Source organism: Achromobacter ruhlandii (assembly GCF_002082135.1).
Lineage (GTDB): Bacteria > Pseudomonadota > Gammaproteobacteria > Burkholderiales > Burkholderiaceae_B > Achromobacter > Achromobacter ruhlandii.
Genome location: NZ_CP017433.1, coordinates 3,520,845 through 3,545,668 on the forward strand (window position 1 = coordinate 3,520,845; position 24,824 = coordinate 3,545,668).

Here is a 24,824-nt window from a genome sequence, read left to right on the forward strand (position 1 = left end):
AGGATGTAGCGGGAAACGTTGCGGTTGTGCTCGGACAGGTTCACCGAGAACTCGCTGGTGCCGTTGCCGCGCGACACGAAAAACAGGAACTTGTGCTGCTCGGGCTGCACCGCCGCCAGCAGCGCCGCGCGGCCGGCGGCCGCGATCGGCGTGGGCGGCAGGCCCGGGCGCGTATAGGTGTTCCAGGGCGTGTCGGTCTGCAGGTCGCGCTTGCGGATGCGGCCCTGGTAGGCGTCGCCCATGCCATAGATGACGGTGGGATCGGTCTGCAGCAGCATGCCGATCTTCAGGCGGTTGGCGAACACGCCCGCGACCCGGCGGCGGTCCGGGCCATGACCGGTTTCCTTCTCGATGATGGACGCCAGCACCAGCGCCTCATAGGGCGTGGACAGCGGCAGATCGGACTGGCGCTTGGCCCAGGTGTCGTCCAGGATGCGCTGGCCTTCCTGGTAGGCGCGGCGCAGCAGGTCAAAGTCGGTGCTGCCCGGCGTGAAGATGTAGGTGTCGGGGAAGAACAGGCCTTCCGGGTGCTTGATGTCCGAGCCCAGGCGTTCCATCAGGGCCTCGTCGCTGATGTCCCCCAGCGTCTGCTTGACGTCGGGATTCTCGCGCAGCGCCTGACGGATCTGGCGGAAGGTCCAGCCCTCCAGGAAGGTGATCTGGCGCTGGGTCATGTCGCCGCGCGCCATGCGCTGCAGCAGCAGCCAGGGCGTGTCGCCGTTGATGGCCTGGTAGCCGCCCGCCTTGATCAGCTTGTCCTGCTCGGACAGGCGCGCCATCCATACGAAGCCCGGCTCCCACAACGGCACGCCGGCTGCATTGAGCGCGCGCGCGACCGTGCGCGGGCTGCTGCCCGGGTCCACCACGAAATCGATCCTGTCGGCCGACAGGTGGATAGGCCGGTGCATCCAATGCCAGGCGGCGCCGGCAGCCGCGGCGGCGGCCAGCACGATGAGCAGGAATGACCACAAGACGTAAAAACGGAGTCGCTTCTTCATAAGTCCGGGAAGTTTAATGGATCGCGCGAACCTGGCGGGGCAAAACGAGGGCCGGAGCGCGCCGCGCGCCCCTTTGCCCCGCGCGGGCATGGGCCTGCCAGGAGGAGAACACAGCTATCATCAAGCCTTTGATGACGAGTCACGGGCCCACGCAGCCATGCATGCTTTCTTTTCTTCGATCCCGGCGCGCGCCGAAGGTTGCGCGCAATGCGCCCCCCTGGATGATTTCGCCGTTTTCAGCGCCAGCGGCGCCGACGCGCTGACCTTCCTGCACGGCCAGCTGACGCAGGACGTCACCGGCCTGCCCGCCGACGCCGCCCGCCTGGCCGGCTACTGCACCGCCAAGGGCCGCCTGCTGGCCACGCTGGTGATGTGGCGCGGCGCCGATCCGGCCGAAGACGCGCCGCGCCTGTACGGTCTGGTGCGCCAGGACCTGGCCGCGGCTCTGATCAAGCGTCTGTCCATGTTCGTGCTGCGCGCCAAGGTCAAGCTGGCCGCCGCCTCCCTCCATGTGACCGGCGTGCAGGCCGCGCCGGCGCAACTGGCCGCGCTGGAAGCCGTCGCCGGCGCGCTGCCGCGCACGCCGTGGGAACGCGCCGAACTGCCCTCCGGCACCTGGATCGCCGCGCCCTCGGCCGACGCCACGTTGCGCTGGTGGTGGGTCGCTTCCGACGCCCAGCTGGAGGCCGCGGCGCCGCTGGCGCCCGTGCTCGGCCAGGTCCCGCCCGCCCAGTGGCACGCCGCCGACCTGGCCGCCGGCATCCCCTGGATCACCACGGCCACCCAGGACGTCTTCATTCCGCAAACGGTCAACCTGGACCTGATCCAGGGTGTCAGCTTCACCAAGGGCTGTTATCCGGGCCAGGAAGTGGTGGCGCGCAGCCACTACCGCGGCACGGTCAAGCGCCGCATGGCCTTTGGCACCATTGCCGGCGCCGACCTCTCCACTGAAAGCCTGGCGGGCCAGGACGTATTCGACGCCACCCAGCCGGGCGAGCCCATCGGCCGCATCGTCGATGCTTCGCGCGCGCACGACACCGTGTCGGTGCTGTTCGAAACCACCCTGGCCGCCCTGCCGGAAGGCGATCTGCGGCTGGCCTCGGCGGACGGCCCGCGCATCGCGGCCGCCCCGCTGCCGTACTCCCTCACCCCCTGACGCACGCCGCCCGGTTGCCGGCCCGCGGACCCGATCCGCGCGGCCGTCGCCGCCAGCGCCCCTCAGACAACGGCGCCGAACATGGCGCCCACGCCCGCCGTCACCGCCATCGCCAGCGCGCCCAGCACCGTCACCCGCAATGCCGCCGGCCCCTTGGGCGCGCCCCCGGCGCCTGCCGCCAGGGCCCCCAGACAGGCCAGACAGGCGACTGACGCCACGATTACCCAGCTGATCAGATGCGGCAGCGGCGCAACCGCGGCAACGGCCAGCGGCAAAGCCGCGCCGCCGGCGAACGAGGCCGCCGACGCCACCGCCGCCTGCACCGGACGGGCACGATTGTGCAGGGAAATGCCCAACTCATCGCGCGCATGGGCGTCGAGCGCGTCATGGCGCGTCAATTGCCGCGCCACCTGCTCGGCCAGGTCGCGCGACAGGCCGCGCTCGACATAGATCTCGATGAGTTCTTCCAGCTCTTCGCCAGAATTGCGCTTGAGCGAACGCTGCTCCATGCGCAGGTCGGCGGCCTCGATATCGGCTTGCGACCGCACCGAGACGTATTCACCCGCCGCCATCGACAGCGCCCCGGCCACCAGGCCGGCCAGGCCCGAGGTCAGCACCGCCTCATGCGAGGCCTGGGCCGCGGCGACGCCGGTGATGAGGCTGGCGGTCGAGACGATGCCGTCGTTGGCGCCCAGCACGGCCGCGCGCAGCCAGTTGCTGCGGAATATCCGGTGATGTTCTTTGGAAGGCATTGCCGTGGACCCGTTCAAGGCGCGACAAGGCTGGCGGCGGACGGCCGCCGCCAGCGGCTCAACGCGGTGTCACGCGCACCGCGGTGAGCAAGCCTATCACGCAAAGCGTGGCCTGTTCGCCCTCGTAGGCATGCACTTCGACCTGGCAGATCGACAGGCGCTTGCCCGGCTTGACCACGCGGCCGCTGGCCACGTAGCGCTCGCCCTTGGCGGGCGCCAGGAAGTTCATCTTGAACTCCGAGGTCAGCACGTCCTCGCCCGGCTGGAACAGGCTGAAGGCGGCATAGCCGCCGGCCGAATCGGCGATGGTGGTGGAGATGCCGGCGTGCAGGAAGCCGTTCTGCTGGCACAGGTCGGCGCGGTACGGCAGCGCGATGTCCACCCTGCCCGGCTCGACCACGTCCAGGCTGGCGCCGAGCAGCCGCATGATGCTCTGCCGCTCGAAGCTCGCCTGGACCCGCCCGGCCGGATCGACGCAAGTCGCGGGCGCGGCCATGTCAGTCCTGGTCGCGCTTGACCAGATTGACGATGCTGGAGAAGTCCAGCCGGCCCGAACCGCCCGCGCTGTGCAGCGAGTACAGGTTGCGCGCCAGCTCGCCCAGCGGGATCGAAGCGCGCGCCGACAGCGCCGCCTCGGCCGCCAGGCCCAGGTCCTTGAGCATCAGGTCGACGCCGAAGCCGCCGGCGTAGCCCTTGGAGGCCGGGGCGTGTTCCATCACGCCGGGCCACGGGTTGTACAGCTCGGTGGCCCAGTTGCGGCCCGAGCTCTTGGCGATGATGTCCGACAGCACCTTGGGATCGAGGCCGTTGGCCACGCCCAGCGCCAGCGCCTCTGAGGTGCCGGCCATGAGGATGCCGAGCAGCATGTTGTTGCAGATCTTGGCGACCTGGCCGGCGCCCGCGGGCCCGGCGTGGAAGATGTTCTTGCCCATCTTTTCCAGCACCGGACGGGCGCGCTCCAGCGCGGCGGTCTGGCCGCCGACGATGAAGGTCAGCGTGCCCGCGGCCGCGCCGCCGGTGCCGCCCGAGACCGGCGCGTCGATCATGGCGATGCCGCGCACCTCGGCGGCCTGCGCCACCTTGCGAGCCGAGTCCGGCGCGATGGTGCTGCACTCGATCACGAGCGCGCTGGACGGGATCTTGCCCAGCAGGTCCTGGTCCAGGTACAGGCCTTCGACGTGCTTGCTGGCCGGCAGCATCGAGATCACCACCTCGGCGCCCTTGACCGCCTCGGCGGCCGAGGCCGCCGCCTTGGCGCCCGCATCGGTCAAGACCTTGACCGCCGCCGGCACCAGGTCGAACACCGTCAGGCTGTGACCGGCCTTGACCAGATTCAATGCCATGGGCGAGCCCATGTTGCCCAAACCGATAAACGCGATACTGCTCATGATGTCCTGTCTCCTGTTGCTATTGCTGTAGGTATGAAATCAGTGTTGCGACGCGATGCCGGCCCGCTCCGCGGCGGACGTCAGCGGCCTTCCTTGCCCAGGTCGTCCAGCGGATGCGGCTGGCCCTCGGGCCAGGGCTCGTCGAAGAACTTCTGCACCCAGGCCTCGGTGGCCATGTCCAGCACCGCGGGGTTCCAGCGCGGCGTCTTGTCCTTGTCGATCAGCAGCGCGCGGATGCCTTCGGCGAAATCGCCATGCGCGGTGCAATGGAGCGCGGCGATGTATTCGGCGCGGAACACATCGTCCAGCGACCGCAGCCGCATGCGCTGCTGCAGCGCGAACGACAGCCGCAGCGAGCCGGGCGAACCGGCCAGCATGGTGGCGGCGGCGCGCGCCAACCACGGGTCGGCATGGTCCTTCAGTCCAGCCAGTTCCTCGTAGATCTCGTCCAGGCGGTTGCCGCTGCACAGGCTGTTGATCATGAACGAGTGCTGGCGCAGGTGACCGCCCTCCAGCGGCGTCTGCGGTTCGAGCGCCGTCAGCGCCCGGCGCAACAGGCCGTCGTTGATCGAGCGCGGCGGAATCGCATCCTCCGCGCCGCCGGCGGCCTGGCCGGCCCAAGGCTGTTCCTCCAGCGAAGCCAGCAGCTTGGGCCAGTCCTCGTGGTTCAGGCGGAAGTCCGCCAGGCCGGCGAAGAACGCGTCGGCGGTATTGATCTGGGCGCCGGTCAGCGCCAGGAACACCCCGATGCGGCCCGGCATGCGGTTCAACAGCCAGCTGCCGCCCACATCCGGGAACAGGCCGATGGACACTTCCGGCATCGCCAGGCGCGAGGTCTCGCTGACCACGCGGTGGCTGGCGCCCATCATCAGGCCGATGCCGCCGCCCATGACGATGCCGTGGCCCCAGCACAGCACCGGCTTGGGGTAGCTGTGGATGCGGTAGTCCAGGCGGTATTCATGCTCGAAAAAACGGCGCGCGTAGGCATTGCCCCACGCGCCCTTGCCGGCGTTCTCGGTCATGCTGCGGTACAGGCCGTGCAAGTCGCCGCCGGCGCAGAAGGCCTTCTCGCCCGCGCCCTGAAGCACCACCAGCGCCACCGCCGGATCGCGCGCCCAGGCATCCAGGCGCTCTGCCAGCAGGTCGACCATCTCCAGCGACAGCCCGTTCAGGGTCTGCGGCGAATTCAGCGTCGCGATCCCGAAGCGCATTCCATTGGCGGCGGCCCTTTCTTCGAACAGCACCGGTGCATTCATCTTATGTCGGCTCCTTTTTCCAACAATTGGCGGGCGATGATCACGCGCATGATCTCGTTTGTCCCCTCCAGAATCTGATGTACGCGAGTATCGCGCACCAGACGCTCCAAGGGATAGTCCCGCAAGTAGCCATAGCCGCCGTGGATCTGCTGGGCGTCCAGGCAGATCTGGAAGCCCATGTCGGTGGCAAAGCGCTTGGCCATCGCGCAGTAGGTGGCGGCGTCGGGCGCGCCGGCGTCCAGCTTGCAGGCCGCCAGCCGCACCATCTGGCGCGCCGCCACCAGGTGGGTGGCCATGTCCGCCAGTTTGAATTGCAGCGCCTGGAATTCCGCCAGGCGGCGGTTGAACTGGCGCCGCTCGTCCATGTAGCGGCGGGCCGCGTCCAGCGCGCCCTGGGCCGCGCCCACCGAGCAGGTGCCGATGTTGATGCGGCCGCCGTCCAGGCCCTTCATGGCGATCTTGAAGCCCTCGCCCTCCTCGCCCAGCAGGTTGCCGGCGGGCACACGCACGTTCTCGAACACAATCGGACGGGTGGACTGGCTGTTCCAGCCCATCTTCTCTTCCTTGCGGCCGTAGCTGATGCCCTCGCTGTCGGCGGGCACGGCAAAGGCGCTGATGCCGCCCGCGCCCTCGCCGCCGCTGCGCGCCATTACCACCAGCAGGTCGGTGTCGCCGCCGCCCGAGATGAAGGCCTTGGCGCCATTGAGCACATAGTGGTCGCCCTGGCGCTGCGCCCGGGTCGACAGCGAGGCGGCGTCGGAGCCGGCGCCCGGTTCGGTCAGGCAGTACGAGGCCAGCTTCTGGCCGCTGGCCAGCAGCGGCCCCCAGGCCTCGCGCAGGGCCGGCTGGCCCCACTTGCCGACCATCCAGGTGGCCATGTTGTGGATCGTCAGGAATGCGGTGGTCGACGGATCGACGGCGGCCATTTCCTCGAACACCAGGGTGGCGTCCAGGCGTGGCAGCCCCAGGCCGCCAATGTCCTCGCTGGCATAGATGGCGCAGAAGCCCATCTCGCCGGCGCGCGCGAACGCCTCCTTGGGAAAGATGCCCTCGGCATCCCACCGCGCCGCATGGGGCGCCAGTTCGCCCTCGGCATAGTCGCGCGCGGCCTGCGCGAACGCGCGCTGCTCGTCGGTCAGTTCCAAGTCCACAGCCTGTCTCCTGATGTCATCGGTATTGTCTGTTGGCGTTGCTGCCGTCTCGTGAACGCCAGCCAGGCCATTTTGACATGACGTTGACGTAAACGTAAGGGTGCGGCGCCGTCAATGTTACGCCGGAAGACGCGACGCGATTTGTCCCGATGACGACAATGTGAGGGCTGGCAGCGCTGCCCGGGCAGCGCGCCTCGCGGCAAGCCGCTAGAGCAGCCCGGCCGGGCGCACCCGCCCGTTGCGCGCGGTCTTGGCGCGCCGATGCTCGGCGCGGCGGCGGCGCGACTCCTTGGGATCGAAACTCAGGCCCCGGTAGATCTCGACGCGATCGCCATCGCGCAGCGGCGTATCCGCCTCGACCGCGCGTCCGAACACGCCCACGCCCCGCTCCCAGGGCTGGACCACCGGGAAAGCCTGGGCAAAGCCGCTGGCGTGCAGGGCGTCGGCCACGGTCGCGCCCGCCGGCAGACGCAGCTCGCGCAACCAGACCTGAGCCGACAAGGCATAGCAGACCGACACGGCGATCCGCCCGTCCGCGGGCGCCTCATTCCCCATACTTGGCCTGCGCGCGCTTGGTGAAGGAATCGATGAAGCTGGTGGCGATGCGGTTGAACACCGGCCCCACCACCATTTCCAGCGCCCGGTTGGAAAACGCGTATTCCATGGTGAACAGCACCTTGCAGGCGTCCTCGGCCAACGGCTGGAACTCCCAGTGCCCCACCAGGCTGGAGAACGGACCATCGACCAGTTCCAGGTCGATGCGGTCGGGATAGACATGCCGGTTGCGCGTGGTGAAGCGCTGCTTCATGCCCGCGAAACTGATCAGGATGGAAGCCTGCATGCCGTGCTCGTCGCGGCGCTGGACCTCCGCGCCGCCGCACCACGGCATGAATTCGGGGTACTTCTCCACGTCGGCCACCAGGTCGAACATCTGGGCGGCGCTGTAGGGCACCAGGACGGATCGCTGTACTTTGTGCATCGACTATCGCAAATGGCTAGAATGATAGGATTTTACCGGCACCGCGCCACCCGGGGCGCAAACATGGCCGCGGCGGGTCCGCGGCAGCCGGGTATCCGGGCGAACGCCCCCCGGACTGCCCGCCCATCGCCTGCCGCAGAGCAAACCCAAGAACAGATCCCGCCACGGAACGGATCCGCATGCCGGTCCGGGAACGGCGGCCCCGGAACGGATCAGAGAACAGATGGGCATTTTGGCCCCCACAAGATGAGCATTATCGACAATCGCAAGGCCACGCACGATTATTTCATCGAGGACCGCTACGAGGCCGGCCTGGTCCTCCAGGGCTGGGAAGTCAAGGCGATCCGCGATGGCCGCGTGCAGCTCAAGGAAAGCTACGTCATCGTGCGCGACGGCGAGCTGTTCCTGCTCGGCATGCACGTCAGCCCCCTGCCGACGGCCTCCACCCACATCCACCCCGACGCCATGCGCACGCGCAAGCTGCTGCTCAAGGCCGAGGAGATCAGCAAGCTGATCGGCAAGGTCGAACAGCGCGGCTATACGCTGGTGCCGCTCAACCTGCACTACAAGAACGGCCGCATCAAGCTCGACTTCGCGCTGGGCCGCGGCAAGAAACTCTTCGACAAGCGCGACACCGCGCGCGAGAAGGACTGGCAGCGCGAAAAAGAGCGCATCATGAAGCACGACACGCGGGCGTCGCGCAAAGACAGTTGAATCACGCGGCCGCCGGCAGCGGCACGCGCTCGGCCGGCTGCATGCCCGGCCCCAGCACCCGGTTGCGGCCGCCCTGCTTGGCCGCGTACAGCATGCGGTCGGCGCGCTCAAAAAAGGCCTGCAGGTTCTCGCCCGGCACCCACTCCGCCACCCCGGCGCTGAACGTATAGGCAATCACGCTGCCGCCATGGGCGCAGGGCGTGCGCTGCACCGAGTCGAGCAAGCGCTGCGCCACGTCCATCACGGCGTCGCTGCGCAAATCGGCGAACAGCACGCTGAATTCCTCGCCCCCCACCCGGCCGACATGGTCGCCGGTTCGCAACGTGGCCGTGGCCAGCAGGCCGAAATGGCGCAGCACCGCGTCGCCGGCGGCATGGCCGTGCGTATCGTTGATCCGCTTGAAGTGGTCGATATCCAGCAGCATCAGGGACAATGGCCGCCGCGTGCGCAGCGCCTGGGCGCAAAAGCGCTCCGCCTGCAGCCACCATGCCTTGCGCGACAACAACCCTGTCAGGAAATCGGTGCTGGCCTCGTGCTCGCGATCGGCCAGCATGCGGTCGTGGATGATCATGATCGTGCCCAGCGTCAGGCAGGGCATCGCCAGCACGCCCAGCGTCATGAACACAATATTCCAGTTGGTCGGTTGCAGCAGGAAATCGGCCCGGGCCACGCCGGACGCGAACAGCACCGACCGCAGCGCGCAGGTCAGGCCGGATATCATCGCCACCGACCAGACGAAGTAATAGCTGTAGCGCGAACGGTTGGCGGGCAGTCCCCGCCGCACCGCCGCCGCCACCGCGAACATGAAGCCCATCTGCAGCGTCGACATGGCCACGATGCGGGGCGCCACCTGGTTGTCCAGGTAGGTGTATCCCGCCAGCACCAGCCAGGCCGCGCCGCAGGCCAGCCCCATCAGGTGGCGCGGCACCCGCTGCCCCAGCAGGCGCCGGATACCGGTGTAGTAGGCGCACAGCGCCAGCCCGATCAGCACATTGGGCAGCACAATCGACAGCCAGCGCGGCGCCTCGGTGGCCTGCAGCCCGAACAGAAAAAACGCCAACAGCGTGAGCAGGTTGGCGCGTATGGTTTCGCGGATCCCGGCCATGCCGCTGCGCGCCAGGGACCCCAGCACACACAGCGATAGCACCCCCGTCAGTACTGCGATCGACAGCAAATGGACGGGAGCGATCATGGGCAATGCGCCAGGCGGCGCGCGGTTCAGCTGTTGCGGGTGGATTTGACGATGGTCATGGCCGAGGCGATCATGCCGCCCACGTCCGCCAGGTTGGCCGGCAGGATCAGCGTGTTGCCTTCCTTGGCCACGTTGCCGAAGGCCTCGACGTAGCGCTCGGCCACCTTCAGGTTGACCGCTTCCATGCCGCCGGGCTGGCGCACGGCGTCGGCCACCTGCGTGATGGCCTTGGCGGTGGCTTCGGCGATCGCCAGCACCGCCGCGGCCTCGCCCTGCGCCTGGTTGATCTGGGCCTGCTTCTCGCCTTCCGAACGGGCGATGGCCGCTTCGCGTTCGCCGGTGGCGATGTTGATCTGCTCCTGGCGGCGACCTTCCGAGGCCGCGATCAGCGCGCGCTTCTCGCGCTCGGCGGTGATCTGCGCCTGCATCGAGCGCAGGATCTCGTTGGGCGGGGTCAGGTCCTTGATCTCATAGCGCAGCACCTTCACGCCCCAGTTCAGCGCCGCCTCGTCCAGCGACGACACGATGGTGCTGTTGATGGCGTCGCGTTCCTCGAAGGTGCGGTCCAGTTCCATCTTGCCGATCACCGAGCGCAGCGTGGTCTGCGCCAGCTGCGTGATGGCCGAGATGTAATTGGACGAACCGTACGACGCGCGCATCGGGTCAGTCACCTGGAAGTACAGCACGCCGTCCACCTGCAGTTGGGTGTTGTCGCGCGTGATGCAGACCTGGCTCGGCACGTCCAGCGGGATTTCCTTGAGCGAATGCTTGTACGACACGCGCTCGATGAACGGGATCACGAAGCCGGCGCCCGGCGACAGTACGCGGTCGAACTTGCCCAGCCGCTCGACCACCCAGGCGTGCTGCTGGGGGACGATGGCGATCGCCTTGATGACGATCAGGATCGCCAGTGCGACGATAACAAGCAGGACGATAGTGGAAGTGTCCATCATGGTGTAGTGCCTCTTCTGGGGTGAATGCGGTGACGCGCCTGCCCGCGATAGCCAGGGCGCCTGCTGCGGCCGGCCCGTCTGCGCGGGTCCGGGTCCTGCCTTGGAACGGGCCGGCGCGCAAAGGCAAGGAGCCTTCCACGCCGCCACGCCCTAGCGCGTGGCGCCGGTCGCGTCCCCCTTCGGAGTCAGGACCAGGCGCGTGCCGCGCATTTCGGTGATGATGTGTTCGCCGCCGTGGGCCGGCTGCCCCTCGGCCAGTTCCGCCTGCCAGTGCGCGCCGCGGTACCAGACGCGCGCGGTGCCGTCCTGACTCCAGGCTTCCACCTTGACGGTCTGGCCGATGTCCAGGTTGACGTCGGCGTTGCGCGAGGCGTCGACCTCGCGCTTTTTCAGGACGCGCGTCTTGCGCAGCACCAGCAGGCCCAGCAGCAGCACGACGCCACACGCCACCAGTTGCCATTCCAGGCCCGCCAGCAGCCAGGCGGCGACGCCGCCCGCGGCCAATCCCAGCGCCACCAATAGCAGGTAGAAGGTTCCTGTCGCCAGTTCGCCGATGAGCGCCAGCGCGGCCAGCCCTAACCAAATCCACATAGTTACGTTTGCCTGAAAGGATGAGTCGGTCAGCGGATTGTACGTATTTCCATGACGCCGCGGTGACGCCCCCGCCCACCTCGGACAATCGCCTGGATTATGATGTGCGCTGGCTGCCGTCCCCGGCCGCTGGCATTTACCACGCATACACCCCCAATGACCGCTGCAATCTCCCCCGCCCGTCCCGTCCTCATCCTGCACACGGGCGACCCGGACGATACGCTCAAGAGCCAGTTCGGCGGCTATGCCGAACAGTTGGCGCGGGCCTCCGGCCTGGCGCCCGACGCCCTCGAAGTGGTCGCCGTCCACGCCGGCGAACGGCCGCGCGCGCCGGACCAGTACCGCGCCGCCCTGATCACGGGGTCGCCGGCCATGGTCACCGACCTGGAGCCCTGGAGCGAAGCCACCGCCGCCTGGCTGCGCGAGGCCGCCGCGGCCGGCCTGCCGATGTTCGGCATCTGCTACGGCCACCAGCTCCTGGCGCACGCCCTGGGCGGCAAGGTGGGCTACAACCCCGCCGGCCGCGAGGTCGGCACCCAGACGGTCGAGCTGCTGCCCGCCGCCGCCGGCGACAAACTGCTGGCCGACCTGCCGCCCACCTTCCCGGCCCAGATGCTGCACGCGCAGACGGTGCTGCAGCCGCCGCCCGGCGCCGCCGTGCTGGCGCGTTCCGACCTGGATCCGCACCAGATGATCCGCATCGGCCGCAACATCTTCTCGACCCAGTTCCACCCCGAATTCGGCCCCGATTTCGTGCGCGCCCACCTCGAACGCTTCGGCCGCCGCTACGCCGCCGAAAACCTCGACGTGCCCGGCCTGTCCGCCAACGTGCGCGCCACCCCGGTGTCGGGCGAACTGGTGCGCCGCTTCCTGGACGCCTACGCGCCCGCCTGAGGCCCCGGCCAGGGGCACAGGCCGCTCCCGGCAACAACCGGAGTGCGGCGCGGGCAGGCCTTTGAGAACATGGTCGAAAGCGCGCAAACCGGCGCGCCCCTGGAGCCCGACATGACCCACGCCGCCCCCTTGAGCAAACAGCACGCCGCCGCCGTCGAACGCGCCTGCCGGGCGCTGGAGGCCGAGCAGCCGCCCGACCTGAACACGCTGGCCGAACAGGCCGGCATGAGCCGTTTCCATTTCCACCGCATCTTCAAGGCGGCCACCGGCATCACGCCCAAGGCCTACGCCAACGCGCTGCGCGCCGACCGCGCCCGCCAGCAGCTGCGCCAGAGCGCCAGCGTCACCGACGCCATGTACGGCGCCGGCTTCAACTCCAGCGGCCGCTTCTACGAGGCGGCGCCGGCCATCCTCGGCATGACGCCCACCGCCTTCCGCAAGGACGGCGAAGGCGTCGAAATCCGCTTCGCCGTGGGCCAGTGCGCGCTGGGCGCCCTGCTGGTGGCGGCCAGCGACACCGGCATCTGCGAAATCGCGCTGCACGAAGACCCCGAACAACTGGTGCGCAACCTGCAGGACCGCTTCAAGGCCGCCCGGCTGATCGGCGCCGACCGCGAATTCGAGCAATGGATGGCGGCGGTGGTCGGTTTCGTCGAAAACCCCTCGGTGGGCCTGCACCTGCCGCTGGACGTGCGCGGCACCGCCTTCCAGCGCCGCGTCTGGGAGGCGCTGCGGGAGATCCCGGTGGGCACTACCGTCACCTACACCGACATCGCCGAACGCATCGGCTCGCCGCGTTCGGTGCGCGCGGTGGCGCGGGCCTGCGCCACCAACAACATCGCGCTGGCCATCCCCTGCCACCGCGTGGTGCGCACCGACGGCTCGCTGGCCGGCTACCGCTGGGGCATCGAGCGCAAGCGCGAACTGATCGAGCGCGAGGCCAAGGCGGCCTGATTCCAGGGCGCGCCCCCACACGGCGCGGCCGGCCGCGGCGCCCTCCTCTTCCAACGCCGCGCGCGCCAGGCGCCAGGCGCAAGCCTCGCACGCGCCACCGCCGTGCCCCAGGCGACGTTTTCACCTTGGGACGGCCCGATGGCAAAAAAAAACCCGCGCCATCCCTGGCGCGGGTTTTTTGCATGCGGACCGGCGATTACTTCGCCAGGCGCTGCCAGGTGTCGACCACCGTGTCCGGGTTCAGCGACATCGACAGGATGCCTTCGTCCTTGAGCCACTGCGCGAAATCCGGGTGATCGCTGGGGCCCTGGCCGCAGATGCCGACGTACTTGTTGGCGGCCAGGCAAGCCTTGATCGCGCGGCGCAGCATGAACTTGACGGCGTCGTCGCGTTCGTCGAAATCGGCCGCCAGCAGTTCCATGCCGGAATCGCGGTCCAGGCCCAGGGTCAGCTGGGTCATGTCGTTCGAACCGATCGAGAAGCCGTCGAAGTACTGCAGGAACTCGTCGGCCAGGATGGCGTTGGATGGCACTTCGCACATCATGATCAGCTTCAGGCCGTTCTCGCCGCGCGCCAGGCCGTGCTTGGCGAGCAGGTTGACCACCTTTTCCGCCTGGCCCAGGGTGCGCACGAACGGCACCATGATCTCGACGTTGGTCAGGCCCATGTCATCGCGCACCTTCTTGAGCGCTTCGCATTCCATGCGGAAGCACTCGGCGAAGTCGTCGGCGATGTAGCGCGAGGCGCCGCGGAAGCCCAGCATCGGGTTCTCTTCCTCGGGCTCGTAGCGCGAACCGCCGACCAGCTTGCGGTACTCGTTGGACTTGAAGTCCGACATGCGCACGATCACGGGCTTCGGGTAGAAGGCCGCCGCGATGGTGGCCACGCCTTCGGCCATCTTCTCGACGAAGAAGGCGCGCGGGCTGGCATGGCCGCGGGCGGCCGATTCCACGGCCTTCTTCAGCTCGCCGTCGACGTTCGGATAGTCCAGCACCGCCTTCGGGTGGATGCCGATGTTGTTGTTGATGATGAATTCCAGGCGCGCCAAACCGACGCCGCCGTTGGGGATCTGGGCGAAGTCGAACGCCAGCTGGGGATTGCCCACGTTCATCATGATCTTCAGGTCGATGGCAGGCATCTCGCCGCGGCGCACTTCCTCGACCTCGGTCTCGATCAGGCCGTCATAGATGCGGCCTTCGTCGCCCTCGGCGCACGACACGGTCACGGCCTGGCCTTCCTTGAGCACGTCGGTGGCGTTGCCGCAGCCCACCACGGCCGGAATGCCGAGTTCGCGCGCGATGATGGCCGCGTGGCAGGTACGGCCGCCACGGTTGGTCACGATCGCCGAGGCGCGCTTCATGACGGGTTCCCAGTTGGGATCGGTCATGTCGGTGACCAGCACGTCGCCGGGCTGGACCTTGTCCATGTCGGAGATGTCGCCGACCACGCGCACCGGGCCCGAACCGATCTTCTGGCCAATGGCGCGGCCGGTGATCAGGACCTGGCCGGTGGCCTTCAGGCGGTAGCGCTGCTGCACGTCGTTGGCGCCCTGCTGCGACTTCACCGTTTCCGGGCGCGCCTGCAGGATGTAGATCTTGCCGTCGACGCCGTCGCGGCCCCACTCGATGTCCATCGGGCGGCCATAGTGCTTCTCGATGATGACGGCGTAGCGGGCCAGCTCGATGACCTCGTCGTCGGTCAGCGAGTAGCGGTTGCGTTCGGACACCGGCACGTCGACCGTGCGCACGGCGCGGCCTTCCGGACGCTCGGGATCGAATTCCATCTTGATCAGCTTGGAACCGATGCGGCGGCCGACGATGGGGAAATGGCCCTGGGCCAGCGTGGGCTTGAAGACGTAGAACTCGTCGGGGTTGACGGCGCCCTGCACCACGGTTTCGCCCAGGCCGTACGACGAGGTGATGAACACCACGTCCTGGAAGCCCGATTCGGTGTCGATGGTGAACATCACGCCGGCGCTGCCCTTGTCCGAACGCACCATGCGCTGGATGCCGGCCGACAGGGCCACATCGGCGTGGGCATAGCCCTTGTGCACGCGGTAGGAGATGGCGCGGTCGTTGTAGAGCGAGGCGAACACGTGGCGGATCTTGTCCAGCACGTCGTCGATGCCGACCACGTTCAGGAAGGTTTCCTGCTGGCCGGCGAACGAGGCGTCGGGCAGGTCTTCGGCAGTGGCGGACGAGCGCACGGCGAACGAGCCCTTGCCATCGGCGTCGAGCTTGGCGAAGGCGTCGCGGATCTGCGCTTCGAATTCGGCCGAGAACGGCGCTTCGACGATCCATTGACGGATCTGCGCGCCGGCGTTGGCCAGCTCGCGCACGTCTTCGGGGTTCAGCGTGGTCAGGCGTTCGGCGATGCGCTTGTCCAGGCCGGAGGCCTTGAGAAAGTCGCGGAAGGCGTCAGCGGTCGTGGCAAAGCCGCCCGGCACGCGGACACCCGCGCCAGACAGCTGGCTGATCATTTCGCCTAGTGATGCGTTCTTGCCTCCTACCGAGTCCACGTCCGTCATGCGGAGCTGCTCGAACAAAACAACGTACGACATTGAAGTCACCTTTTACAATGGAATGAAAGCGAGTTTGGTCAATGCAGATTCGACGCCGGCTTATCGCCTGGTTTTCGCCGATCCGCCTGCGCTGACCAAACTGGCCTTGGACCGCCCTTGGGGTGACTTATAGGGGCCTGATTGTACTCGGAGGAGCACATCCGGCCATCCGCCTGGTTGGAATTTTTACATATGACATCTACCCCGATCGTACGCACGGTATACATCGTTTCCGACAGTACCGGTATCACCGCGGAAACCTTCAGCCAGTCGGTGCTTTCCCAGTTCGAAGAAGTCGATTTCAAGCCGGTGCGGCTGCCGTTTGTCGACACGCTGGAAAAAGCCGCCGAAGTGGCCATGCGCATCGACCGCAGCGCCCTGGAGGCCGGCGTGCCGCCGATCGTCTTCAGCACCCTGGTCAATCCCGACATCCTGGCCCGTGTTCGCCAGGCGAACGGCATTTTCCTGGACCTGTTCGGCACCTTCGTCAGCCACATCGAGCAGGCGCTGGGGCTCAAATCCAGCCATTCCATCGGCCGCTCGCACATGCAGGCCAATTCGGAAAAGTACCGCAACCGGATCGACGCCATCAACTTCAGCCTGGCGCACGACGACGGCCAGTTCGTCAACCAGCTGGACCAGGCCGACGTCATCCTGGTGGGCGTCTCGCGCTGCGGCAAGACCCCGACCAGCCTGTACCTGGCCATGCAATACGCCATCAAGGCCGCCAACTTCCCCCTGACGCCTGACGATTTCGAGCGCGGCACCCTGCCCTCGACCATCGCGCCGCACCGCGCCAAGCTGTTCGGCCTGTCGATCCAGCCCGAGCGCCTGTCCGAGGTGCGCAACGAGCGTCGCCCCAACAGCCGCTACGCGCAGCTGGAACAGTGCCGCTACGAGGTGGCCGAGGCCGAGCGCATGATGCGTCGCGAGGGCATTTCGTGGCTGTCCACCACCACCAAGTCGATCGAGGAAATCTCGACCACGGTGCTGCAGGAAGTCGGCCTGGACCGCGGCTGAAAACGCCAAGGGCGCGCCACCGGCGCGCCCTTGTCTGGCGGCAAACGGGCCGCCCCGCGGCGGTCAGCGACGCAGCTTGACCCGCTCGCGCGAACCGGCGCCCCAGTACTTCAGCGGCGCCATCTCCTGCTGCGCCAGCGTTTCCGAGTCTTCCATGCGCATGACCTGGGTGCCAACGCTGGACGAATTGCCGCCGACGCCCTCGATGCTCAGGCGCACGTAGCGCGTCTGTCCCGGCGCCAGGTCGAAGGTCACGAATTCATTCTCGCGCATCGTGTCGACGCGATAGGTACCGGGCGGACGATTGATGAAGAAGAAGCTGCCGGGCTTGGAACGTCCAACCTTGGTGCCGTTGACCCGCAGGTAAGGCTGGCTCGACAACACGCTGCCCGGCGCCGGCGGCTGGTAGAAATAAATCCGGCCGGTATCCGGCACCATGACGGGAATGTTCGCCGCCACGTCCCGGTAACGCGCGCCACCGCATCCCGCCAATACCCCCACCGCGATTGCGGCGGCGGCCAACATCCTGATCCCGCGCTTCATATCCTTCCTCGTTGTGTGTGTTTATAGGCCTGGCACCTGCTCGGGCGAAGCCGCCCCCCAGTAACGCAGCTTGCGCATTTCGAACTCGGCCGTCTCCGGCGGATCAATCAACGTCAACCCGGCCCCACCCGTCGCCGTCTTGCCATCATTGGATGCGACATCAACCCGCACATAGCGGGTCTGCCCGGCGTCCAACATGAAGCTCACGCCACTGTCGGTCCAATATCGGCTGGTCACCACATAGCTGCCGGCGGGCCGATCGACGAAAAAGAATCCGCCCTGCTTGTTGCGGCCCACTACGACGCCGTTGACGCGCAGCTTCTGCTGTCGCGTTGTCACCAGGTTAGGGTGAAGCTGATAGAAATAGATGCGCCCCTTACCCTCTGGAATGGGAGGAATTCGCGCGCCAGCAGTCTCATAGCGCGTTCCGGCGCACCCCGCTAACGCCACAGCCATCACCGCCACGGCGGCCGACAATACGGTCCTGCGATTCATCGTCATACCTCGAGTTGGAGTCACAGCCCCGGCACCTGCTCCGACGACGCCGCGCCCCAATAGCGCAGCCGGTTCATTTCCCGTTCGGCCATCTCGGGCGGATCGACCAGCTCCATCATCAGCTTGCCCGAGGCGCTCGTGCTGCCGAGCGACTCGGCCATGATGCGCACGTAGCGCGTCTGCCCGGCATCCAACATGAAGCTCACTCCATCGCCGGTCCAATACAGGTTGGTCACCGTGTAGCTGCCCGCCGGCCGGTCTACGAAGAAGAAAGCTCCCGGCTTGTTGCGGCCCACCACCACCTCGTTGACGCGCAGCTTCTGCTGCGTGGACGACATCATTTCGGGCTGTGGCTGATAGAAATAAATGCGACCCTTGTCCTGCGGGATCGGTGGGATCCGCGAGGCGGCCTTTTCGTATTTGGCGCCGGCGCAGCCAACCAGGGCCATCGCCGCCAACATCGCGGCGGCCAGTTTCACCGGACTCATTGGCGCATCTCCACCGGCAGGGTCACAGGCCGCGACAGTGCGATATAAGACCCCTCGCCGGGCAGGTAGAAACCCACCAGCTTGCCCGACGAGGCCACCGGATAGGCCTCGTTCTGCCGACGCGTCTGGATCGTGAACAGGCGTCCCTGCGCGCGGTAGACATCACCCTGCAATATGGCGCCGACTCGCTGCCACTGCGATCCCGAGGGCAGCGTTACCGCTCCCTCATTGGGCAGCGTCGCGATCACCGCCCGCGACAGCTGGATCGTATTGACCGGCTCCGATGCCGCGACCGGCACCAGCGACACGCGCTCCGACCTCACGGCCATGCAGCCCCCAAGCACGAGCGCACATGCGCCCACGACAAGCCACGCACGGACCACGTGGCCCACTTTCCCGCCCCTGACCTGAGATGACGCCATGAGTTCCTCGAATGGCAAAAGCGTCGAGTATATATAAACGCGACATAACTTTACAAAACTTAGCCGCCCGAACGCCTTGCCGAGGGCGGCAATAGCGACGAGCACGCCTGCGTCAGTAGCGCAGCTTCTCGCGGTCGCGCCAGCCCGCTCCCCAATAACGCAGCCCGGTCAGGTCCTGTTGCGCCGTCTCGGCCGATTCCTCCAACCGCAGCACCTGGGCGCCGGCGACGATGTCCGTGCGCACATAGCGGGTCTGGCCGGCTTCCAACGGCACCGGCAGCGCCGGCCTGGCCGATCGCTTGTAGTGGGCGGTGGCCAGCGTATGCGCGCCGGCCGGCCGGTCGACGAAGAAGAAGCGTCCCGGCTTGGAGCGGCCGACCTTGCGGCCGTCGATCAGGATCGCTGGCTCGGCGGCGTTGGCGCCGTCGGCCTGGGCCAGTTGGTAGATGTAGATACGGCCATTGCCGGCCTCGATCGGCGGAATCTGGGAGGCGATCTCGCCATGACGCGGCCCGGCGCAGCCCGCCAGCAACAACGCGGCGGCCGACATCACAAGCATCCTTCCGATCTTCATGCGCACTCCTGGGGCGGTCGAGGCCGGACGCCGACAGCGGCATCCCGATCCTGAATATCGCGAGAGTATATGCGGGGACGGGCCCCATTAGCGGAGCCGCACGGAAAGATGGGACGGTGTCAGCGCGCCCCGGCCGCCAGCGCCTGGCGGCGCTGTTCGAACAGGCAGATGGCGGCGGCCGCGCCCACGTTGAGCGATTCGACCGCCGCAATGTCATGGGGAATGCGCAGCTTGAGCCGCGCCGCCGCCAGCAGATCGGCCGCCACGCCCTGCCCTTCGTGGCCGAAGACCCAGGCGCAGCGTTCGGGCAGGCGCCCCGCGTAAAGGTCCTCGGCCCCTTCCAGGGCGGTCGCCACCAGCGGCACGCGCAGGATCGGCAGCAGCGCCTGCAAGTCCACGTGCTCGTGGATCGCCAGCGCGAAGTGCGCCCCCTGGCCGCTGCGCAACACCTTGGACGACCAGGCCGCGGCGGTGCCGGTGGCCAGGAACACGCGCTTGACCCCGGCCGCGGCGCAGGTACGCAGCAAGGTGCCGACATTGCCCGGATCCTGGATGCGATCGAACAGCACGCAATTCTCCTCCACCGCCTCGGGCGGCGATGGCTGCGGCGGCGTCACCACGAAGGCGACGCCCTGCCCGCTTTCGACGCTGGCCAAGGCTTGCATCAGGCGCGCGTCCAGCGCCAGGCAACGGGCATCCGGCACCGCCTCCGCCAGCGCCGCGATATCGGGCTGCGACAGCCGTTCGACGTCGAAGATGGCCTGATCCGGCGCGCCGTGATGCTGCAGCCACGCCTGGCACAGATGCACGCCGTCCAGCAGCACAGGCGCGCCGCGCTTGCCGGCCGTGCCAGCCAGCCTGGCGAGCGCCTTGACCGCGGGGTTGTCGCGGGAGCTGATGTGTTTCATGGGACCAGGTTGAAGGCCTTGATGGGCGCGAAACTGCGGCGATGCTCGGCGCAGGGGCCGTGTTCGCGCAGCATCTGCAGGTGCAGCGCGGTGCCGTAGCCCTTGTGCTGGTCGAAGGCGTATTGCGGATAGAGCGTGTGCAGGCGCAGCAGATCGGCGTCGCGCGCGGTCTTGGCCAGGATCGACGCGGCGGAGATGGCCGGCACCAGGGCGTCGCCCTTGATCACCGTCTGCACCGTGCAGCCCAGCTTGGGGGCCTGGTTCCCGTCCACCAGCGCCAGTTGGGGCGCCAGCGCCAGGCCTTCAACGGCGCGGCGCATCGCCAGCAAGGTGGCGCGCAGGATGTTCAGGCTGTCGATCTCGGCCACGCTGGCGCTGGCCACGCACCAGGCCAGGGCGCGTGCCTGGATCTCCAGGGCCAACGCCTCGCGGGTCGCCGCCTTGAGCACCTTGGAGTCGGCCAGGCCGTCGATGGGACGCGCCGGGTCCAGGATCACGGCGGCCGCGTACACGGCGCCCGCCAGCGGGCCGCGGCCGGCCTCGTCGACGCCGGCGGTCACCAGCGCCGGCTGCGCCGGCGCGGCAAACAGGTCAGGCTGCTCCACCGGCCACCTCCAGGATCGCCTGGGCGGCGAGCGCCGGCGTGTCGCGCAGCAGTTCCTGGTGCAAGGCCGTGAAGCGCGCCTCGATGCGCGCCGCCAGGGCCTCGTCGGTCAACGCGGTCCAGGTGGCCTCGGCCAGCTTCTCCGGCGTGGCGTCGTCCTGCAGCAGTTCGGGCACCGCGAAGTCGCGCAGCAGCACGTTGGGCAGTCCCACCCACGGCAGGTAGGGCCGCTCCTGGCCGGACTTCCAGGCCATGATGCGGCGCATCAGCGGCGACAGCACGTAGGAAATCACCATGGGCCGCTTGTACAGCGCCGTTTCCAGAGTAGCGGTGCCACTGGCCACCAGCACCGCGGTACTGGCTTCCATCACCGACCACGCCACCGGGGCCTGGCGATCGCCATCCGCCCCGTGCAGGTCCTGGGCGGTGACGCAGCGCAGCCCCGGCACCGGGTATTTGGCCAGGATCGCCTGGAATTCGGCGCGGCGCTGGTCGTTGACCATCGGCACCACGCATTGCAGCGCCGGATCGCGCTTCTGCAGCATCTGCGCGGCTTGCAGGAAGCGCGGCGCCAGCAGGCGGATCTCGGACGAACGGCTACCCGGCAGGATCGCCAGCACGCGCGCATCCGGGTCGATGCCCAGCCGCGCGCGCGCGGCGGCGCGATCGGGCTGCATCGGCACGGCGCCAGCCAGCGGATGGCCGACATAGGTGACCGGGATGCCTTCCTTGCGGTAGATCTCTTCCTCGAACGGGAACAGCACCAGCATGTGCGAGACCGACTCGCGGATCTTGTGAATGCGGTCGTAGCGCCAGGCCCAGATCGACGGGCCGACGAAATGCACCGTGGGCGTGCCGGCCTGGCGCAACTGGTGCTCCAGGCGCAGGTTGAAATCGGGCGCATCGATGCCGACGAACACCGACGGCGGCTCGGCCAGCCAGCGGCGCGACACGTCGCGATAGGTCCGCAGCAGGCTCGGCAGGCGCTTGAGCGCATCCACATACCCGAACACCGTCAGCGCATGCATCGGATGCCAGGTATCGAAATCGCGCGCCTGCATCTGCGGACCGCCAATGCCTTCGCACCGCACACCCGGCGCGCGCTCCTGCAAACCGGCAATGATGCGGCCGGCCAGCAGGTCGCCCGAAGGCTCGCCGGCCACCATGCCGATCCGCATGCTCATGGACGGATGATGCCGCGCGAAGCGACGTCGAGGAAATCCAGCAGCGTCTGCAGGTGCTCGGCGACTTCGGGCTCGGCCTGCTGGCGGGCCCGCAGTTCGGCGCGCGCGTCGTCCAGCGACAGGCCGCGGCGGTAGATGATCTTGTAGGCGTCACGCAGCGCCGACACCTGGGCCGGCGTGAAACCGCGGCGCTTCAGGCCTTCGACGTTGACGCCGACCGGCCGGCAGGGGTTGCCCGCGGCCAGCACGAACGGCGGCGTGTCCTGCATCAGCGAGCTGTTGCCGCCCGTCATGCTGTGGGCGCCGATGCGCGAGAACTGGTGCACGCCGGTCAAGCCGCCGACGATGGCCCAGTCGCCCACGTGGACGTGGCCGCCCAGCTGCACGGAATTGGCCAGGATGGTGTTGTTGCCAACGTGGCAATCGTGCGCCACGTGCACATAGGCCATGATCCAGTTGTCATCGCCCAGCGTGGTGGCGCCGCCGTCCTGCACCGTGCCAGTGTTCAGCGTGACGAACTCGCGCACCGTGTTGCGGTCGCCGATGACCAGCCGGGTGCGCTCGCCCTTGTACTTCTTGTCCTGCGGCATGCCGCCGATCGAGCAATACCGGTAGAACCGGTTGTCGCGCCCGATGGTGGTCACGCCATCGACCATGCAATACGGGCCGAGCTCGGTGCCGGCGCCGATCGTTACATCGGGTCCCACGACACAGAACGCGCCGATGACCACGCTGGGGTCGATTTTCGCCGCCGGATCGACGACGGCGGTAGGATGGATGTTTCCTGCCATTTACTCTTCCAGGCTACGGATCGCGCACATGAGCTTGGCCGACGCCACTTCCTGCCCATCCACCGTGGCGCGCGCCTGATATTTACAGATGCTGCGGCTCAGGCGCTCGGCTTCGACCTCGATGCGCAACTGGTCGCCCGGCACCACCGGGCGGCGGAAACGCGCGCCGTCGATGCCCACCAGGTAGTAAGCCGTCTTGGCGCCTTCGCACTTCAGGCCGCCGTTCTCGTCGGTGAACGAGAACAGGGCCGAAGCCTGGGCCATGGCTTCCACGATCAGCACGCCAGGCATCACCGGATGATGGGGAAAGTGGCCATTGAAAAACGGTTCATTGATCGAGACGTTCTTGATGGCGACGATGGACTTGCCGGGCACCATTTCGACGACGCGATCAATCAGCAGCATCGGGTAACGATGCGGCAGCCTCTCCATGATCCCCTTGATGTCGAGTTCCATTTTTCTGTGAATTCCTGCGAAATGAAATAAATCTTGCGGCGCCGGACGCGCCCAGGGCGGCGTGGCTGCGCCCTAGTCTTTTTCCAGCGTCCGCACGCGGCGGCGCAATTGCGCCAACTGTTGTATCACGGCGGCGTTGCGCTGCCATTCACCATGATCCGCATACGGGTACACCCCGGTATAGCGGCCAGGCTTGGAAATATTGGACGTCACCGCGGTGCCGCCCGAAATGTGCACGTCGTCCGCCAGGGTCAGGTGTCCCGAGAGCATGGCGGCGCCGCCAATGGTGCAGCGTTCGCCGATGGTGGTCGAACCCGCCACGCCCACACACGCCGCGATGGCGGTGTATGCGCCGATGCGGCAGTTGTGGGCTACCATGATCTGGTTGTCCAGCTTGACGCCGTTGCCCACCACGGTATCTTCGAGCGCGCCGCGGTCGATGGTCGTGTTGGCGCCGATTTCGACGTCGTCGCCCACCGTCACCCCGCCCAGTTGCGGAATCTTGCCCCAGGCGCCCTGCCCCAACGACGAGTCCGGCGCGAAACCGAAGCCGTCGGCGCCGAGCACCGCGCCGCTGTGGATGATGGCGCGTGCCCCGACCTTCACGCCTTCGTACAGCGTGACATGGGCATGCAGGCGGCTGCCGGGGCCCACCGAGGAGCCGGCGCCGATGACGCAACCTGCGCCCAGCACGCTGCCGCGGCCGATGCGCGCGCCCGACTCGATCACGCAATTCGGACCAATGCGCACATCTTCCTCGATGTGCGCGTCAGGCGCGACCACCGCGGAGGGATGCGTGGCGGCCGGCAGGGCCGGACGCCGGGCGGCGTCGAACCACTGGGCCACCCGGGCGTACAGCAGGTAGGGATGCTTGCAGGCGACCAGCGTGAATCGCGGCCGGTCGGCGCCAGCGGCTTCCAGCGCCTCGGCCACCTCGGTCGAGACGATCACCGCCCCCGCCTGGGTGGCGGCGAGCTGGCTCTGGTACTTCGGATTGGCCAGGAAACTGATTTCCTGGCCGCCGGCCGAGGCCAGGGTGCCGATGCCACGGACCCGCAGGGGCTCCGCGGCGCCTGCGGGCGCGCTGATGCGCCAGCCCATGCCCTGCGTATCGGCCGCGCTCAGCAGCGCTTCCAGCGTCGGGGCGCGGGCTAGATCCAGTAGAACCGGCATACGGCGACTGCGACTTACTTGCCCAGGCTCTGGATCACCTTGTCGGTGATGTCGATGCGCGGGTTGACCGTCACGGCGTCCTGGATGATCAGGTCGTAGTTTTCCTGTTCAGCGATGCGCTTGATGGCCTCGTTGGCCTTCGTCACGATGCTGGAAAACTCTTCGTTGCGGCGACGGTTGAAGTCTTCCTGGAACTCGCGGCGCTTGCGCTGCAGGTCGGTGTCCAGGTTGGACAGTTCGCGCTGGCGCTTGACGCGGTCGGATTCCGACAGCACGGGCGCGTCCTTGTCGAACTTTTCGGCTTGCGAACGCAGGCTGGAGTTCAGGCGCTGCAGCTCGTCGTCGCGCTTCTTGAATTCGGCTTCGATCTTGCTTTGCGCCGTCTTGGCCGGACCGGACTCACGCAGGATCCGCTCGGTGTTGACGAAGCCGATCTTGGTGTTTTGAGCCTGAGCGGGCACCGCCGCGACGGAACCGAGAATGAGCGCACCCACCAGGGCAATGGAGCCGCCCAGCTTGCCACGGCGGTTGGCACGCGGCGTATTCGATGATTTAAGTGCGAAGTCAGACATCATGAAAATCTCACCTTCCAGTAAGGCAAAGCCAAAGTATGTATTGTGCCACTAAA

General features: G+C 67.6%; 29 protein-coding genes. 5 read left to right on the top strand and 24 right to left on the bottom strand.

Annotated features, from left to right (window positions below; all coding sequences use genetic code 11):
- Positions 1 to 998: endolytic transglycosylase MltG (gene mltG, locus AruCF_RS15805; protein ID WP_083037079.1), on the bottom strand; the 998-nt coding region annotated here is incomplete at its 3' end.
- 157 nt (positions 999 to 1,155) lie between these two features.
- On the opposite strand from mltG, the gene ygfZ reads away from it, so the two are divergent.
- A complete protein-coding gene (ygfZ, locus tag AruCF_RS15810; protein ID WP_049074199.1) occupies positions 1,156 to 2,154 on the top strand; it encodes a CAF17-like 4Fe-4S cluster assembly/insertion protein YgfZ in 999 nt (332 codons plus the stop codon).
- A 62-nt stretch (positions 2,155 to 2,216) separates the two neighbouring features.
- Here the strand turns inward: ygfZ and AruCF_RS15815 are convergent, their stop codons facing one another.
- From AruCF_RS15815 to AruCF_RS15845, 7 genes are all read right to left on the bottom strand, one after another.
- Positions 2,217 to 2,906, bottom strand: a complete 690-nt coding sequence (locus AruCF_RS15815; protein WP_049074201.1) for a VIT1/CCC1 transporter family protein — start codon at positions 2,904 to 2,906, stop codon at positions 2,217 to 2,219.
- Positions 2,907 to 2,964: 58 nt separating this feature from the next.
- Positions 2,965 to 3,402, bottom strand: a complete 438-nt coding sequence (locus tag AruCF_RS15820; RefSeq protein ID WP_049074202.1) for a PaaI family thioesterase — start codon at positions 3,400 to 3,402, stop codon at positions 2,965 to 2,967.
- Between the two features lies 1 nt (position 3,403).
- Entirely contained in the window at positions 3,404 to 4,294 is an 891-nt protein-coding gene (gene mmsB, locus AruCF_RS15825) for a 3-hydroxyisobutyrate dehydrogenase (protein WP_049074205.1), read from the bottom strand.
- Positions 4,295 to 4,374: 80 nt separating this feature from the next.
- Positions 4,375 to 5,550 (bottom strand): enoyl-CoA hydratase/isomerase family protein, encoded by a 1,176-nt coding sequence (locus AruCF_RS15830; RefSeq protein WP_049074207.1) that lies wholly within the window; start codon positions 5,548 to 5,550, stop codon positions 4,375 to 4,377.
- The gene (locus tag AruCF_RS15835; RefSeq protein WP_049074213.1) at positions 5,547 to 6,701 is read right to left on the bottom strand and encodes an acyl-CoA dehydrogenase family protein; all 1,155 of its coding nucleotides are present in this window, start codon (positions 6,699 to 6,701) and stop codon (positions 5,547 to 5,549) included. Before AruCF_RS15835 ends, AruCF_RS15830 begins: the two co-directional genes overlap by 4 nt.
- A 207-nt stretch (positions 6,702 to 6,908) precedes the next feature.
- Entirely contained in the window at positions 6,909 to 7,256 is a 348-nt protein-coding gene (locus AruCF_RS15840; RefSeq protein WP_049074214.1) for an RnfH family protein, read from the bottom strand.
- Positions 7,246 to 7,680: a type II toxin-antitoxin system RatA family toxin gene (locus AruCF_RS15845; protein WP_049074216.1), complete on the bottom strand. Its 435-nt coding sequence runs from the start codon at positions 7,678 to 7,680 to the stop codon at positions 7,246 to 7,248. The genes AruCF_RS15840 and AruCF_RS15845 overlap by 11 nt, the downstream gene beginning before the upstream one ends.
- A 246-nt stretch (positions 7,681 to 7,926) precedes the next feature.
- Here AruCF_RS15845 and smpB point away from each other — a divergent pair, with 246 nt between their 5' ends.
- Complete coding sequence (gene smpB, locus AruCF_RS15850) at positions 7,927 to 8,394, top strand: SsrA-binding protein SmpB (RefSeq protein ID WP_006385177.1); 468 nt, start codon at positions 7,927 to 7,929, stop codon at positions 8,392 to 8,394.
- A gap of 1 nt (position 8,395) precedes the next feature.
- On the opposite strand, the gene AruCF_RS15855 is transcribed toward smpB, so the two are convergent.
- From AruCF_RS15855 to AruCF_RS15865, 3 genes are all read right to left on the bottom strand, one after another.
- Positions 8,396 to 9,586 (bottom strand): GGDEF domain-containing protein, encoded by a 1,191-nt coding sequence (locus AruCF_RS15855; RefSeq protein WP_049074217.1) that lies wholly within the window; start codon positions 9,584 to 9,586, stop codon positions 8,396 to 8,398.
- Between the two features lie 26 nt (positions 9,587 to 9,612).
- On the bottom strand, positions 9,613 to 10,539 hold the full coding sequence (locus AruCF_RS15860) for an SPFH domain-containing protein (RefSeq protein WP_049074219.1): 927 nt from the start codon (positions 10,537 to 10,539) through the stop codon (positions 9,613 to 9,615).
- Between the two features lie 150 nt (positions 10,540 to 10,689).
- The gene (locus tag AruCF_RS15865) at positions 10,690 to 11,130 is read right to left on the bottom strand and encodes an NfeD family protein (RefSeq protein ID WP_006394517.1); all 441 of its coding nucleotides are present in this window, start codon (positions 11,128 to 11,130) and stop codon (positions 10,690 to 10,692) included.
- Between the two features lie 156 nt (positions 11,131 to 11,286).
- On the opposite strand from AruCF_RS15865, the gene AruCF_RS15870 reads away from it, so the two are divergent.
- Together AruCF_RS15870 and AruCF_RS15875 are read left to right on the top strand one after the other, a co-directional pair.
- A complete protein-coding gene (locus tag AruCF_RS15870; protein ID WP_049074222.1) occupies positions 11,287 to 12,024 on the top strand; it encodes a glutamine amidotransferase in 738 nt (245 codons plus the stop codon).
- Positions 12,025 to 12,135: 111 nt separating this feature from the next.
- Positions 12,136 to 12,978 (top strand): bifunctional transcriptional activator/DNA repair enzyme AdaA, encoded by an 843-nt coding sequence (locus AruCF_RS15875; RefSeq protein WP_080977580.1) that lies wholly within the window; start codon positions 12,136 to 12,138, stop codon positions 12,976 to 12,978.
- A 196-nt stretch (positions 12,979 to 13,174) separates the two neighbouring features.
- Here AruCF_RS15875 and ppsA read toward each other — a convergent pair whose 3' ends face one another.
- Positions 13,175 to 15,538, bottom strand: a complete 2,364-nt coding sequence (gene ppsA / locus AruCF_RS15880; protein WP_049074224.1) for a phosphoenolpyruvate synthase — start codon at positions 15,536 to 15,538, stop codon at positions 13,175 to 13,177.
- 192 nt (positions 15,539 to 15,730) lie between these two features.
- Here ppsA and ppsR point away from each other — a divergent pair, with 192 nt between their 5' ends.
- Positions 15,731 to 16,558 carry a posphoenolpyruvate synthetase regulatory kinase/phosphorylase PpsR gene (gene ppsR, locus AruCF_RS15885; protein WP_006394509.1) on the top strand — a complete coding sequence of 276 codons (828 nt, stop codon included), beginning with the start codon at positions 15,731 to 15,733 and terminating at the stop codon, positions 16,556 to 16,558.
- Between the two features lie 63 nt (positions 16,559 to 16,621).
- Here the strand turns inward: ppsR and AruCF_RS15890 are convergent, their stop codons facing one another.
- The 12 genes from AruCF_RS15890 to AruCF_RS15945 all read right to left on the bottom strand — a co-directional run bounded on the left by AruCF_RS15890 (position 16,622) and on the right by AruCF_RS15945 (position 24,771).
- On the bottom strand, positions 16,622 to 16,996 hold the full coding sequence (locus AruCF_RS15890; protein WP_231891595.1) for a DUF2846 domain-containing protein: 375 nt from the start codon (positions 16,994 to 16,996) through the stop codon (positions 16,622 to 16,624).
- A gap of 126 nt (positions 16,997 to 17,122) precedes the next feature.
- Positions 17,123 to 17,596, bottom strand: coding sequence for a DUF2846 domain-containing protein (locus tag AruCF_RS15895; protein ID WP_157809308.1), 474 nt, complete (start codon positions 17,594 to 17,596; stop codon positions 17,123 to 17,125).
- Positions 17,597 to 17,616: 20 nt separating this feature from the next.
- The gene (locus AruCF_RS15900) at positions 17,617 to 18,084 is read right to left on the bottom strand and encodes a DUF2846 domain-containing protein (protein WP_049074232.1); all 468 of its coding nucleotides are present in this window, start codon (positions 18,082 to 18,084) and stop codon (positions 17,617 to 17,619) included.
- Positions 18,081 to 18,611 (bottom strand): hypothetical protein, encoded by a 531-nt coding sequence (locus AruCF_RS29950; protein ID WP_235432666.1) that lies wholly within the window; start codon positions 18,609 to 18,611, stop codon positions 18,081 to 18,083. Before AruCF_RS29950 ends, AruCF_RS15900 begins: the two co-directional genes overlap by 4 nt.
- Positions 18,612 to 18,618: 7 nt before the next feature.
- The gene (locus AruCF_RS15910; protein ID WP_049074237.1) at positions 18,619 to 19,080 is read right to left on the bottom strand and encodes a DUF2846 domain-containing protein; all 462 of its coding nucleotides are present in this window, start codon (positions 19,078 to 19,080) and stop codon (positions 18,619 to 18,621) included.
- Between the two features lie 119 nt (positions 19,081 to 19,199).
- Positions 19,200 to 19,988 (bottom strand): TrmH family RNA methyltransferase, encoded by a 789-nt coding sequence (locus AruCF_RS15915; RefSeq protein WP_049074240.1) that lies wholly within the window; start codon positions 19,986 to 19,988, stop codon positions 19,200 to 19,202.
- On the bottom strand, positions 19,985 to 20,593 hold the full coding sequence (gene rnhB, locus AruCF_RS15920; RefSeq protein WP_049074243.1) for a ribonuclease HII: 609 nt from the start codon (positions 20,591 to 20,593) through the stop codon (positions 19,985 to 19,987). Before rnhB ends, AruCF_RS15915 begins: the two co-directional genes overlap by 4 nt.
- Positions 20,580 to 21,776, bottom strand: coding sequence for a lipid-A-disaccharide synthase (lpxB, locus tag AruCF_RS15925; RefSeq protein WP_049074245.1), 1,197 nt, complete (start codon positions 21,774 to 21,776; stop codon positions 20,580 to 20,582). The genes rnhB and lpxB overlap by 14 nt, the downstream gene beginning before the upstream one ends.
- The gene (gene lpxA, locus AruCF_RS15930; RefSeq protein ID WP_049074247.1) at positions 21,773 to 22,567 is read right to left on the bottom strand and encodes an acyl-ACP--UDP-N-acetylglucosamine O-acyltransferase; all 795 of its coding nucleotides are present in this window, start codon (positions 22,565 to 22,567) and stop codon (positions 21,773 to 21,775) included. Before lpxA ends, lpxB begins: the two co-directional genes overlap by 4 nt.
- Positions 22,568 to 23,023, bottom strand: coding sequence for a 3-hydroxyacyl-ACP dehydratase FabZ (gene fabZ / locus AruCF_RS15935; RefSeq protein ID WP_006385190.1), 456 nt, complete (start codon positions 23,021 to 23,023; stop codon positions 22,568 to 22,570). It abuts the gene before it with no gap.
- Positions 23,024 to 23,095: 72 nt separating this feature from the next.
- Positions 23,096 to 24,196 (bottom strand): UDP-3-O-(3-hydroxymyristoyl)glucosamine N-acyltransferase, encoded by a 1,101-nt coding sequence (lpxD, locus tag AruCF_RS15940; RefSeq protein WP_049074249.1) that lies wholly within the window; start codon positions 24,194 to 24,196, stop codon positions 23,096 to 23,098.
- 14 nt (positions 24,197 to 24,210) lie between these two features.
- Entirely contained in the window at positions 24,211 to 24,771 is a 561-nt protein-coding gene (locus tag AruCF_RS15945) for an OmpH/Skp family outer membrane protein (RefSeq protein ID WP_054416197.1), read from the bottom strand.
- Positions 24,772 to 24,824 lie beyond the last annotated feature (53 nt).

Bases quoted from the DNA above. Each gene is read 5' to 3' on its own strand.
- ppsR (WP_006394509.1), top strand. From the start codon at position 15,731: ATGACATCTACCCCGATCGTACGCACGGTATACATCGTTTCCGACAGT.
- AruCF_RS15820 (WP_049074202.1), bottom strand. From the start codon at position 3,402: ATGGCCGCGCCCGCGACTTGCGTCGATCCGGCCGGGCGGGTCCAGGCG.
- lpxB (WP_049074245.1), bottom strand. From the start codon at position 21,776: ATGAGCATGCGGATCGGCATGGTGGCCGGCGAGCCTTCGGGCGACCTG.
- ygfZ (WP_049074199.1), top strand. From the start codon at position 1,156: ATGCATGCTTTCTTTTCTTCGATCCCGGCGCGCGCCGAAGGTTGCGCG.
- smpB (WP_006385177.1), top strand. From the start codon at position 7,927: ATGAGCATTATCGACAATCGCAAGGCCACGCACGATTATTTCATCGAG.
- AruCF_RS15830 (WP_049074207.1), bottom strand. From the start codon at position 5,550: ATGAATGCACCGGTGCTGTTCGAAGAAAGGGCCGCCGCCAATGGAATG.
- AruCF_RS15895 (WP_157809308.1), bottom strand. From the start codon at position 17,596: ATGAATCGCAGGACCGTATTGTCGGCCGCCGTGGCGGTGATGGCTGTG.
- AruCF_RS15915 (WP_049074240.1), bottom strand. From the start codon at position 19,988: ATGAAACACATCAGCTCCCGCGACAACCCCGCGGTCAAGGCGCTCGCC.
- AruCF_RS15855 (WP_049074217.1), bottom strand. From the start codon at position 9,586: ATGATCGCTCCCGTCCATTTGCTGTCGATCGCAGTACTGACGGGGGTG.
- fabZ (WP_006385190.1), bottom strand. From the start codon at position 23,023: ATGGAACTCGACATCAAGGGGATCATGGAGAGGCTGCCGCATCGTTAC.
- AruCF_RS15815 (WP_049074201.1), bottom strand. From the start codon at position 2,906: ATGCCTTCCAAAGAACATCACCGGATATTCCGCAGCAACTGGCTGCGC.
- AruCF_RS15840 (WP_049074214.1), bottom strand. From the start codon at position 7,256: ATGGGGAATGAGGCGCCCGCGGACGGGCGGATCGCCGTGTCGGTCTGC.
- AruCF_RS15845 (WP_049074216.1), bottom strand. From the start codon at position 7,680: ATGCACAAAGTACAGCGATCCGTCCTGGTGCCCTACAGCGCCGCCCAG.
- AruCF_RS15900 (WP_049074232.1), bottom strand. From the start codon at position 18,084: ATGAGTCCGGTGAAACTGGCCGCCGCGATGTTGGCGGCGATGGCCCTG.
- mmsB (WP_049074205.1), bottom strand. From the start codon at position 4,294: ATGAGCAGTATCGCGTTTATCGGTTTGGGCAACATGGGCTCGCCCATG.
- lpxA (WP_049074247.1), bottom strand. From the start codon at position 22,567: ATGGCAGGAAACATCCATCCTACCGCCGTCGTCGATCCGGCGGCGAAA.
- AruCF_RS15890 (WP_231891595.1), bottom strand. From the start codon at position 16,996: ATGGTGCCGGATACCGGCCGGATTTATTTCTACCAGCCGCCGGCGCCG.
- AruCF_RS15865 (WP_006394517.1), bottom strand. From the start codon at position 11,130: ATGTGGATTTGGTTAGGGCTGGCCGCGCTGGCGCTCATCGGCGAACTG.
- AruCF_RS15870 (WP_049074222.1), top strand. From the start codon at position 11,287: ATGACCGCTGCAATCTCCCCCGCCCGTCCCGTCCTCATCCTGCACACG.
- AruCF_RS15860 (WP_049074219.1), bottom strand. From the start codon at position 10,539: ATGATGGACACTTCCACTATCGTCCTGCTTGTTATCGTCGCACTGGCG.
- AruCF_RS15875 (WP_080977580.1), top strand. From the start codon at position 12,136: ATGACCCACGCCGCCCCCTTGAGCAAACAGCACGCCGCCGCCGTCGAA.
- AruCF_RS15910 (WP_049074237.1), bottom strand. From the start codon at position 19,080: ATGAAGATCGGAAGGATGCTTGTGATGTCGGCCGCCGCGTTGTTGCTG.
- lpxD (WP_049074249.1), bottom strand. From the start codon at position 24,196: ATGCCGGTTCTACTGGATCTAGCCCGCGCCCCGACGCTGGAAGCGCTG.
- ppsA (WP_049074224.1), bottom strand. From the start codon at position 15,538: ATGTCGTACGTTGTTTTGTTCGAGCAGCTCCGCATGACGGACGTGGAC.
- AruCF_RS15945 (WP_054416197.1), bottom strand. From the start codon at position 24,771: ATGATGTCTGACTTCGCACTTAAATCATCGAATACGCCGCGTGCCAAC.